Annotated in this window: 9 protein-coding genes and 1 pseudogene; 4 read left to right on the forward strand and 6 right to left on the reverse strand. The window is 44.0% G+C overall.

Features of this window, described 5'->3' with window-relative positions; all coding sequences use genetic code 11:
- Positions 1-191 precede the first annotated feature (191 nt).
- The 4 genes from cbiD to H6G92_RS05730 form a co-directional block, all read right to left on the reverse strand.
- Positions 192-1,343: a cobalt-precorrin-5B (C(1))-methyltransferase CbiD gene (gene cbiD / locus H6G92_RS05715; RefSeq protein WP_190891660.1), complete on the reverse strand. Its 1,152-nt coding sequence runs from the start codon at positions 1,341-1,343 to the stop codon at positions 192-194.
- A 27-nt stretch (positions 1,344-1,370) separates the two neighbouring features.
- Complete coding sequence (locus tag H6G92_RS05720) at positions 1,371-1,616, reverse strand: hypothetical protein (protein WP_190891662.1); 246 nt, start codon at positions 1,614-1,616, stop codon at positions 1,371-1,373.
- Between the two features lie 587 nt (positions 1,617-2,203).
- Entirely contained in the window at positions 2,204-4,432 is a 2,229-nt protein-coding gene (locus H6G92_RS05725; protein ID WP_190891671.1) for an SUMF1/EgtB/PvdO family nonheme iron enzyme, read from the reverse strand.
- A 324-nt stretch (positions 4,433-4,756) separates the two neighbouring features.
- A complete protein-coding gene (locus tag H6G92_RS05730; protein ID WP_190891987.1) occupies positions 4,757-5,611 on the reverse strand; it encodes an FAD-binding domain-containing protein in 855 nt (284 codons plus the stop codon).
- A gap of 99 nt (positions 5,612-5,710) precedes the next feature.
- Between H6G92_RS05730 and bcp the strand changes: the two genes are divergently transcribed.
- From bcp to H6G92_RS05740, 3 genes and pseudogenes are all read left to right on the forward strand, one after another.
- A complete protein-coding gene (bcp, locus tag H6G92_RS05735; RefSeq protein WP_190891673.1) occupies positions 5,711-6,190 on the forward strand; it encodes a thioredoxin-dependent thiol peroxidase in 480 nt (159 codons plus the stop codon).
- Positions 6,191-6,210: 20 nt separating this feature from the next.
- Positions 6,211-6,809 (forward strand): annotated as a pseudogene (locus H6G92_RS40780) (hypothetical protein); the annotation flags it as partial.
- Between the two features lie 5 nt (positions 6,810-6,814).
- Positions 6,815-8,023, forward strand: a complete 1,209-nt coding sequence (locus H6G92_RS05740; RefSeq protein WP_190891674.1) for a cysteine desulfurase family protein — start codon at positions 6,815-6,817, stop codon at positions 8,021-8,023.
- On the opposite strand, the gene H6G92_RS05745 is transcribed toward H6G92_RS05740, so the two are convergent.
- On the reverse strand, positions 7,971-8,927 hold the full coding sequence (locus tag H6G92_RS05745; RefSeq protein WP_190891675.1) for an aldo/keto reductase: 957 nt from the start codon (positions 8,925-8,927) through the stop codon (positions 7,971-7,973). The genes H6G92_RS05740 and H6G92_RS05745 overlap by 53 nt on opposite strands.
- Before the next feature lie 297 nt (positions 8,928-9,224).
- Between H6G92_RS05745 and H6G92_RS05750 the strand changes: the two genes are divergently transcribed.
- Entirely contained in the window at positions 9,225-9,983 is a 759-nt protein-coding gene (locus tag H6G92_RS05750; protein ID WP_190891676.1) for an SDR family oxidoreductase, read from the forward strand.
- A 307-nt stretch (positions 9,984-10,290) separates the two neighbouring features.
- Here the strand turns inward: H6G92_RS05750 and H6G92_RS05755 are convergent, their stop codons facing one another.
- Positions 10,291-11,334, reverse strand: coding sequence for a cyanophycinase (locus H6G92_RS05755; RefSeq protein ID WP_190891677.1), 1,044 nt, complete (start codon positions 11,332-11,334; stop codon positions 10,291-10,293).
- Positions 11,335-11,551: the final 217 nt, after the last annotated feature.

Genomic DNA, 11,551 nt, shown 5'->3' on the forward strand with positions numbered 1-11,551 from the left:
TTTGTGGTCTATGGTGATGCTATTATTCAGCCTGGGTAGGCTGATAATGGTATAGAGAGCCTTTACAAACGCGAGGTTATGTGCATTTGCTTAGTCCCGGAGTCGGAGATGGTATTAAAACGATAAACTTACCCTAGAGTGGTTACTTAAAAAATTATTTAGTTGAATTGTTTACGATTATTCATAATAAATTAACATAATTTTCCCATCAACAGACCAGCAGTTTTACTCTTCACGATAATTTTGCGATCGCGATCAAAGAGGATAGAGCCACAGACTGTACTTCCTGTGCCCCTTTCGCTATGGCTTTGGATGTATTCTTGGGAACGAACATCGATAGTTGCGGCGATCGCACTGTAAACTTGATTTACCCAATCAGTACTACTTGAAGCATCTAGCGCTCGTAAGTATGTTAGTGCTGCTTCGGCGGTTGCACTGTTAAACACAGCTTGGATATCTGGTGATTTTAAACCTGCGATCGCACAATGCGCTGACAAAATTTCTCGCCGTCCATCAGCCAAGTAGTGATGGGTGTGAAAAATCCCTCCGGCTAGTTTCATCAGCTTACCGTGATAGCCAAATAATAAGATTTCTTTCACGCCCAGCACATCAGCTTCTACTAACATTGGGCCAAGCCAGTTAGCAGTTTTGACCAATTGTTCGGGATTAATCCCTAGTTTACGCGCCAAATCTAGGCCATTCTCACCAATACAGAATACTAAACTCTCAAAACGACTGGCTTTATCTTGTAATTCCGCTCGAAAAACTGCAAGCTGATCGGGTGTACTTAAGGGTTGAGAAATACCGGTTGTGCCTAAAAGGGAAAGTCCTTCAACCACACCAAAAGCAGAATTTGAAGTTCTAACAGCAAGCGATCGCCCTTCGGGTAGAATAATCGTCACTGTGATTTTTTCCCCAGGCGCTAGCATTCGTTGCAAGTTTTCTTTTAAGAGCCTTTGAGCATAAGCATAAATAGCCGGCTTGTCATCAGCATTCATCTGTCTGCCAATTCCTTCCCCACCTTTAATAGTTATTACCTCCCCCTCTCCCCCTGCTCCCCCTGCTCCCTCATCTCCCCCTGCTCCTCCTCCCCACTCCACCAGCGCCCAAATCGGTGTATCTTTAGTCAGGTCAAGATTATCACCAGGATCGCTGCGAGTGATTGCCAAAGCCGTGTTTTCAGATAATCCTGCTACCTGTTCAATGGGGATTTCGGCGATTTGAGCCGGTTCAATCAAATCTACAGATGCTAAAGTTAGGGTTTGGCGATCGCGTAACCAGTGTAAAGCTGCAACAGCAGCAGCACAGGCAAAGACGGGGAGTGTGTATCCAGAACGGGACATTTTGTAAATTTAAAAGTCAAAATAATGTTAGGCTGTGTCGCCGTCTGTGACTTGTGGCATTGACTCAATTAGTGCCCTTAGCACCTTATTGACCGATTCTGGTGTTTTAAAAACTTGAGCTACATCTTCATCTAGAACCACAACTTTTAGCAGTTGCTTTCTTCTACTTTGAGCAGCAAAGCGGTTGGGCTTCGCCTTTTTATAATCAAAGTGGTACTCAGCTAGAAGCTCGTCATCAGAATTGTGTGACTCCTCAAAAGGCGTTTTGTTCATAATCTTCACGCTCCCTTCGAGTGGCTAAACGGGCACTCATAATGCGATCTTAGTCCGCGGAGGCGGACTTTGTTTGTATAGCCGCGAATTCTATTCGCCAGGATTTAAATCTCATCTGTAACGAGATAGGTCGGACAACTGTTCGACTTGCGCCTACCAAGCTATCCGACCTGGTTTTATTTTCGGACAAAGTTATCTCTGTCGCCGGAACAGGTCTGGACTCTTCTGGGTACGCCCGAACAATTCCCATTGTCCAGTTCTGACAGTAGAAGAGTGCTGGAAAAACCGAACACACAACCCGAAAACCGATATTGTTGTTGCGGTAGGCGGGAGAGTTATAGTTGCGGTTGGCAGCGCGACAGTTCGCCGGATTATTGTTCCAGGAACCGCCCCGTTTACCGATGCCTGTCCCAAAAAACTATTGTAGGAGTTAGTTACCTTTGGGAGGAATCGCGCAATATTTATTGATGGCGAATGAAAATATAGAAAAAATTTTTGAACGCGCTTCGCGCGAAAGAAGGGTAAAAAATAAAGAGTAGAGGGCAAAAGAGCAAGAGAGTAAAGGGCTACAAGAGTCCTGGGAAAACCTAACACACAACCCGAAAACCGACATTGTCGTCGCGGACGGCGGGAGAGACATAGAAGCGGGTGGCAGCGCCACAGTACGCCGGATTATCGATCCAGGAACCGCCCCGAACTATCCGTTTTTCACTATTTCCATTCACTGTCCAAGCTGTGCCATCAGTGGGCGCACTTACATAATTGTCATGCCAGTGATCGGCACACCACTCCCAAACATTGCCGTGCATATCGTACAAACCGAAAGCATTAGGCAAGTAGCTGCCCACAGAAGCCGTTTCTCCACCAAACATAGTGAGTAAAGCCATACCTAAATTAGCTTTACACGGAGCCAGTTTTGGTGTCAAAGTCTCTCCAAAATAGAATTCAGTCGTTGTTCCGGCTCGACAGGCATATTCCCATTCGGCTTCGCTGGGCAAGCGGTATGAATGCCCCGTCACAACAGACAAGCGCTGACAAAATTCCACAGCTTCATCCCAAGAGACTTTTTCCACGGGGCGGCTATCTCCCTTGAAACGTGAAGGTTGGGCATTGAGCGCGATCTTAACTTGGGGTAGAGCCGCAACCGCCCGCCATTGTGCTTGAGTAACAGGATATTTCCCAATCAAGAAAGCTAGCACTCTAACAGTATGTTGAGGCTTCTCATTATTGTCTCCTTTACCCTCCGGTGAACCCATCTGAAAGGCTCCCGATGGAATTTTAACCATCTCTAGCAACACCCCTTTACCCAAGTTTTCAGAGAAAAACTCTGCTGCCTTCCTAGTGCGGCTGTTTTCGTTACCTTGTTTGTCAAAAGTAATGACATCAAACTGAAAACGCTGCAATTTAGTATCTGCGCTGTTTTGAGGGCTGGAGGCTTGACTACTTGATGCTTTTTCTTGAGCTTTATGCTTTGCTTCTGCTTGCTTACGTTGCTCCAATTCTATTTGTCGTTGCCGCTCTGCTTCTGCTTGCTGCTTCAGTTTTTCCTGATACCTTGCCTCTGCTGGTTCACGAATCGACCGCTCAATTTGGGCAAAATCTTCATTCTTAAGTCCCAATTGCTGCTGAAAGTTTCTCAACCCCTCTACAACAGGCTGACTGAGTGGATATTCTACTTCAACGACTCTAGAAAATTCCTGCCTATAACGCTGTAATTTGGCTTCGTACTCCTTCAGTTTTTCCTGATACCTTGCCTCTGCTGGTTCACGAATCGACCGCTCAATTTGGGCAAAATCTCCATTCTTAAGTCCCAATTGCTGCCGAAAGTTTTTCAACCCTTCTACAACAGGCTGACTGAGTGGATATTCTACTTGAACGGCTCTGGAAAATTCTTCTCTATAACGCTGTAACTTAGCTTCATACTCCTCTTGCTGCCGACGCTGCTCTAGCGACTTTAGTTGCTCGACTTCAAGCTGGTTTCTTTTACCTTGATAATCTAACTCAGCTTGGTCAAGAATTGGCTTTGAAATTCGAGCGACATCTTCAGGCTTTAGCCCCAAATCTCTTTGACGATTTTCCAGATCCTTCTCAATCTCTTCGCTGAAAGGATAATAACCCTTCTCAATTAACTTGTTGAGTGTTTGCTTATATTTATTCAGGTTTTCTACAACTCTGCTGTAAGGCTCATACGCACGAGTTTCGATTTCCTTTGCCTCTTCTGGCGTTAAACCCAGCGATTCTCGAAGTTCGTCTAACGTGTCTCGTTCCACAATGGAAATTACGCCGTCAGAAAGAACCTCTTCAACCTTTTGCAGATACTGTGCTTGAATTACCTGTTTCTGCTCTGCTAGCTGCTTACGGTAGTCCAGCATTTGCTTGGCTGCTGTTCTGATGCCTTGTGTCACAGTCACAAAGGCTTCATCCCGGTTTTCCCAGCTTGTTACGGCTTTGGCATCTTTAGGAAAGGCTTGTAGCTTGGCAAAAGGTGCATCAAACCAGTCAAATGGGCGCAGAATGACTGGAACGACATACGCCTGTTTTGACTCATGCCGTTGTAACGCCATCGGAATTTCAATGTCACGGCAGTATTTGGAGGCAATAAAGTCTGGGCTAATCAGTAATAGGATAATATCAGCAGACTCAAGCTCAGTCTTAATCTTGTCATCCCATTCTGTTCCGGCTGTAAGTTGGCGATCGTACCAGCTAGAGATAATGCCTTGCCATTGCAGGTTACTCAAATGAGTTGCAAGACTATCTCGCAAGTGTTCGTCTTTGTGGGAGTAGGAAATAAAAACTCTAACTGCGTCCTCTGCCATGTGACCCCAAGAAGTTGTTGAGAAGAATAAAGTACCTATATTTATTCTCCAACGGCGTAACTGCCTAATTCGGCATGATATTTAGAATAATAATGCTCTCAGTGCGTGCGATCGCATTGTTATGCCGTATTTTCAGCCTACGCTAACAATCAGAATCTTTAGAAGCAATTACAAAATCGTTTATTTTAGGTATTCCCAGATAAGCAGATCGTCTGTGTTGATTAACCTTCTGCATTCAGATAGCCTAAAAAATAGGAATGGGCGGGAGTGAAGAATGGTTAACTTGTTGCGTTGCGATCGCAAAAGCAGAGTTTGATGTTTTTATCACTTTTTACCTTTCTTTCCATGCTGCCAACTTTGGCTGTTGCCTTGTCTGCTAAATTCCCCTTTGGGAAAAAGTCGCTGTTCTAATTCTTCATAGCTGCCTTCAAAATCACAATGACCGTAAAGCGGACATTTTTGGCAATAAATGCCTTTGGTGTAGCGTTCTAAGTTCTCACGATTGAAAAAATACGGTTTCTGACTAAAGGTGCTGGCAACCCACTGCCACGACATATTATTGCTAGCAGGATCTCCATCTAAAAGGTGTTCGAGAAACCACTTGGCTCCTGCTTGCCAACGAATACGCCGCCAATGGACAATATAAGCCGCTAGCCACATTCGTGCGTGATTATGTAGATAGCCAGTTTCTCTCAAATCACGGCTAAAACTGTCGATACAAACTCTACTTGTGGTTCCTTGTCTGATATCTTGTGGCAATTCGGGTGCATATTCAGCCACGGTGTAACCAGTTTTGTACTCTTCCTGGTCTTTCCAGATTCCTTCCCCTAACTTGATATACAAGCGTTGCCAGTAGTCGCGCCAGCCTAGCTCGTTAATTAGTTTAGTAGCATCGTCTTGCTGCTGTACCCGTTCAAGGACATAATCTCGAATTTCTCGCAAACTCAAAACGCCATAGCGGATGTAAGGCGAAAGTCGCGTGACTGCACCTGCGAAAAAATTACGTGTTTGCGCGTAGCGTACTGGATCGATTTTTTGCAGCGCTTTTTGTGCCGCTTTGCGTCCTCCCAGAGTTTCGCTGATGTGGTCATCGCGTTGCGCCGCATCTGGGAATTGTTCGCGGAGGTAGGCTACCAACTCATCGCGGTTGGTAAATTCGCGTTGCATATCTTTAGGCATCGTAAGCAAATATGAATGGGTGCGTAGGCGTAGCCCGCCACAGGCATCGCTCAATATATGTACAATTCTAAAACGATTGCAATCTTTCACACCCCTATCATGAGCAACATTCCCCAAGTCGGACAACCAGCGCCAGATTTCTCCACTCCTGACCAAAATGGCAATTCAGTTACTCTCGACGACCTCAGCAGTCAGTGGATTGTCCTCTACTTCTACCCCAAAGATGACACACCCGGTTGTACCACCGAAGCGAAAGATTTCACCGAGTTGTATCAAGACTTCAGCGAACTGGGAGCAAAAATCTTAGGCGTGAGTCCAGATTTGGGTAAGTCACATTGCAAATTTATCAGCAAACATAACTTATCAATCACCCTCTTGAGTGACCCAGAACATATTTTGACTGAAGCCTACGGCGCTTGGCGCTTAAAGAAGTTTATGGGCAAAGAATATATGGGTGTTGCTCGCTCAACCTTTCTAATTTCACCTGATAAAATTATTTCATATACTTGGCCGAATGTAAAAACCAAAGGTCATGCTCTGGCAGTTTTAAGTAAATTACGGGAATTAGCAACCACATAACGCGACTGAATGCAAGTATAAACAACTATCTCAATGTGCTTAAAAATGCTCTTCTTTTAGAAGAAGCAGTAAAATCGGTAGTATTATCTCCGTTGCTAGATTTAGCTGGTTTTTATCGTCCTCCTTTTTATATTTCTACTGAAGAAAGTGGAGAAATTAGTGAATAATTTATCATTAAAAATGAAGTAGTTGCCGAAGATACTAAAGAAATAGGACTTACGCAAAATCATAAAAAAACGAACCGCCAAGTACGCCAAGTGCGCCAAGTAATAAGAGTTGTAGAGGGTTTTTGCGTAAGTCCTGAGAAATTATAAAAAGTAAAATTGATGTCTTCGTTATCCAAGATCAGCTATGGTTACTGATAATTGAATCTAAAAGGTTTAGCTTTTCTTTAGCAAAGGCGATTCCTCAAGCACTGACTTATATGTTGGCAAATATTCAACCCGATCATCCTGCATATTCCTTGGTAATAAATGGAGAAGATTTTCAATTTATGAAATTGATAAAACAAGATAAACTAATGTATGCTTTATCTGATAGATTCACTTTATATAGACGCGAAAATAAATTATATAAAGTTTTGAATATATTAAAAAAATTAGGCCAAGTTTTGAGTTAATAATTATGTCTATTCGTCCTATATACCTTGATTGCCACGCTACCACACCCGTAGATGAACGGGTATTAGCAGCAATGATCCCTTACTTCACAGAAAAGTTTGGTAATCCATCTAGTATCGGTCATGTTTATGGTTGGGAAGCAGAAGCTGCTGTTAAGCAAACGCGAGAGATTTTAGCAGCAGCAATTAACGCTACTCCTGAAGAAATTGTTTTTACCAGTGGTGCAACAGAAGCTAATAATTTGGCGATTAAAGGTGTTGCTGAAGCTTATTTTAAAAAAGGTCAGCATATTATCACTGTTGTCACTGAACATAATGCAGTTCTTGATCCTTGTAATTATTTAAAAACTCTGGGTTTTGAAATTACTATTCTCCCCGTTAAACAAGATGGACTGATTGATTTAACTGAGTTACACAAAGCTTTCCGTCCTGAGACGATTTTGGTTTCGGTGATGGCTGCAAATAACGAAATTGGTGTTTTACAGCCTTTAGCAGAAATTGGGGAACTATGCCATGCTTACAACATCATTTTCCACACCGATGCAGCCCAAGCTATTGGTAAAATTCCCTTAGATGTGCAAGCGATGAAAATTGACCTGATGTCGCTAACTGCACACAAAGTATATGGCCCAAAGGGAATTGGGGCGCTGTACGTCCGCAGGCGCGATCGCAGAGTGCAACTAGCTCCCCAGCAGCACGGTGGAGGACATGAACGGGGAATGCGTTCTGGGACATTGTATACACCGCAAATTGTCGGCTTTGGGAAAGCTGTAGAAATCGCTTTGGCAGAACAAGCGACAGAAAACCAACGCCTCACCCAGTTAAGGCAAAGCTTGTGGTCACAGCTTTCCCAAATTGAAGGAATTCATCTCAACGGACACCCTCAAGAGCGATTGGCGGGAAACTTGAATATCAGTGTTGAGGGAGTGGATGGAGCCGCACTTTTGCTAGGATTGCAGCCAGTAATGGCGGTTTCTTCTGGTTCTGCTTGCTCATCGGCAAGTACAGCACCCTCCCATGTTCTGACAGCACTGGGATACCCCCAACAGCTAGCTTATGCCTCAGTGCGGTTTGGGATTGGGCGGTTTAATACCCAAGAGGAAATTGATATTGTGGCGAAACATGCGATCGCTACAATTGAAAGTTTACGTAAGACCTCTTTTATGGATTCTCACGCAGGAAAGCTCCAATCTGATCTAGTTCCTGCTGATTGAGGCGAAATTCTCCAGCAGCGATGATTCCTTCCACCTGCTTGGGATTGCGTGCGCCAACGATCGCAGCCGTCACCGCCGGATTGTTTAAAGTCCAAGCGATCGCTACCTCACCGGGAGAGCGATCATGTTGCTTACCAATGTGCTGCAACACCTCGACTAACTTCAAGTTACGAGATAAACGTGGCTCCTGAAATTCACTGCTATTCTTACGCCAATCATCATCTGGTAAATTGGCAACCCGCTCAGATGTCATCTTTCCTGTAAGCAAGCCAGATTGCATCGGTGAATACACAATCACACCTATGTTATTTTCCTGACAAAAAGGCAGAATTTCGTTTTCGACATCACGCTTAACCAGTGAATAAGGCGGTTGCAATGAGGTAACTGGCGCAATTTCCTGGATACGTTTCAACTGTTCGACATTGAAGTTTGAAACCCCGATATAGCGAACCTTACCCTCATCCTTGAGTTTGACGAGAGTCGTCCAGCCTTCTTCAATTTCTGATTCTGGGTTAGGCCAGTGGATTTGGTAGAGATCAATGGTTTCAATATTGAGTCGGCGCAAACTAGCTTCAACCTCACGCCGCACTGAATCTGCCTTCAGGCTGCGACCGATTTCGCCCTTTTCATCCCAAATCATTGAACATTTAGTGAAAATGTGGGGACGACTAGATCGACCTTTGAGCGCCTTAGCAACAACCTCCTCAGAATGCCCCAGACCATAGATAGCTGCGGTGTCAATCCAATTAACGCCGAGATCGAGAGCGCGAGCGATCGCTTCAATCGATTCCTGGTCATCCTGCGCTCCCCAACCAAAAGCCCATCCACCTCCACCGATCGCCCAGGCTCCAAAGCCGATTGGGGTAATGTGAAGCTCCGAATTGCCAAGCTGTTTGGTTTGCATATCTATTTTCTCCAAGAATTTTTGAGTCAATTGCTAGTTTAGATTGCAAATATTTTCTCAACCGCTATCTGAGGTGTGAATGACTACTGGTGGAAACACAACAACGAATCAGTACTTATGTAGGATTACTAAATTCTGTATATTGTATTGATACATACTACTTATACATTAGTACAGCACGGTGCAAATCCAGCTACTATCTCAATTAACAAGACTTAGCGCTTAAATCCCAAGTCTTACGTAGAATTGCTCGAAGATACTAACAGTTGTCAGTGTTTATCAAAATAGACAAGTAATATGTCAGAAGATTTAAAAGGCAAAGTTGCGCTGATTACAGGTGCAAACAAAGGTATTGGGTATGAGATTGCACGCCAACTAGGTTCTAGAGGTGCTACTGTTCTTGTTGGTGCCAGAGATATAAAACGTGGTGAAGAAGCGGCGAATAAACTTCGTTTAAATGAAATAGATGCCCGAACAATTCAACTTGATGTCACCGACCAAAAAACAATCGATTCTGCGGCTAAAAAAATCGAGACAGAGTTTGGAAAACTTGACATCCTTGTGAACAATGCTGGGATAATAAGTGATGGCGATGGCTACGGCGGTAAACTACGCCTGCCACCTAGTCAAGTTGATATTGAAACACTGCGACACACTTATGAAACCAATGTATTTGGAGTGTTTGCAGTTACAAAAGCGATGTTGCCACTCTTGAAGAAATCCAAAGCAGGGCGAATAGTTAATTTATCAAGTGGTTTAGGTTCTCTGACTCTAAACTCTGACCCAAATTATGAGTTCGCTGATTTTAAGCTTCTTGCATATAACTCATCAAAGACAGCAGTAAATGCGATCACAGTTCTGTTGGCTGCTGAACTTAAAGATACCCCAATTAAAATCAATGCTGCTGACCCTGGTTTCACAGCAACAGACATTAATCAATACCAAGGATATCGCACTGTTGAGCAAGGAGCGATCGCACCAGTGAGACTTGCCACTCTACCTGATGATGGTTCTAGCGGAGGATTTTTTGATGAAAATGGCGTGGTTCCCTGGTAGAAAGTAAGGGGCAATTGGGCAATGGGTAGGAGTTAGAAAACTCGGTTTATCCACCTTTTATCTTCGTTAACGAGTCTTTGCACTGGATAAATCCACCTTAGAGGTTGTTTAAAAGTGGTTGGTTGTGATTTTAGGCACTGATCCCCCCTAACCCCCCTTAAAAAGGGGGAAACCGGAATCAAAGTCCCCCTTTTTAAGGGGGATTTAGGGGGATCTAGAACGTTTTGTTACCGAGAAGAAAACTTTTCAAACATCCTCTCAGAACTCCGTTCATCCACCTTGTCCTCTTCCACTCCCCACTCCCCATTCAATAGGGATTTGAATCAATCCGTCCCCTTTTGACACTCCTGAGATAGTAACCAGAGGTTGGTCTGTTTCTCAAGTTAAAGGTGTCGCCACTGCGAACTTTCCAAATTTTGTAATTAGAAAAGGTCAAAGGCGTTCGGGGTTCACATACTTCCGGCATATGATTGCCAAGTACAAAGTACGCCGCACCCCTACCCATAACTTTCACCAAACCGTTTTTATCCACAAGAACTGATGTACTCTCACTAACGGCTATGCCCAAAACACTGCTAGATACACCGTCCTTAATTTGACGAGCAATGAAAGCCATAATTCGACCCATTCTTTCTCGCCTGTCGAAGTGTGTATCTACGATGGTTCCCTTCAAATTACTCCAATTGAAAAAGTTGTAAGTAAAAGTAATGTCCCGGTAGGGATCTTCGAGTGCATCCCTAGTTTCAATGCCTTTTTCGGAAGAAGCACAAGCATCATAGACACAATCACTTTGGATCATCGCACCCGCACTAGTGCCACCAACACCACCTCCCTTAAGGTAAACTGACTTAACGGCAGCCTCAAGCTTGGTATCTTTCCAGTTGCGGATGTATTGACATTGGTCGCCGCCAGCAAAGAAAATCACATCAGCGTTTCTGACTTTTTCATAAATCTCAGCTTTGTTTGCTTCTTGTCTATTGCGAATCAGAAGAGTTTCCACAGAGTTTACGCCCTTCATGGCATAAATTAGCCGATTGTAATCGTGATTACCATTCGTGCGGAGAACTACAACATTAACTTTAGTGCCAGAGTTAGTACTTCCTCTAACTTGGTTAATCATCCACTGGATTGCATCATCGACATCGGGGCCACCCCCACCTAAGCTAAGGACTGGACCCGCTAAGGAGGGACGAACCTCGAAAGAGGGGGAGGGGCGGACATCAACAGTGTCGCCCAGGAAGTAGCGTTTCCAGTTTGCAATAAAACGGGTTATTAGGAAGGTTCCCATCTTCAACAACTTGATTCCTGTACTTTTCAAGCGCCTTGCTATGCTTGGGAATGCCTTTGTCATACTAAGCTTCTGGAGCAAACTGCAATTATTGCTAGGCTGTTACGCTCTTTAATTGCTTATTTATTCGTGAAATTCGTCCCTTGTCATTAGTCATTTATCAGTTGTCCTTTGTGAATAATCAATGACAAATGACAGTTTTAACGAAAAAATGTGCAATTTAGACGCGCACTAGCTTAACTTTGGCACTAGAGAGGGTAGAATTTCCAGCGTACAGGGC

Origin of the sequence: Nostoc foliaceum FACHB-393 (assembly GCF_014698505.1) — a bacterium.
In the GTDB taxonomy this organism is placed as follows: domain Bacteria; phylum Cyanobacteriota; class Cyanobacteriia; order Cyanobacteriales; family Nostocaceae; genus Nostoc; species Nostoc foliaceum_A.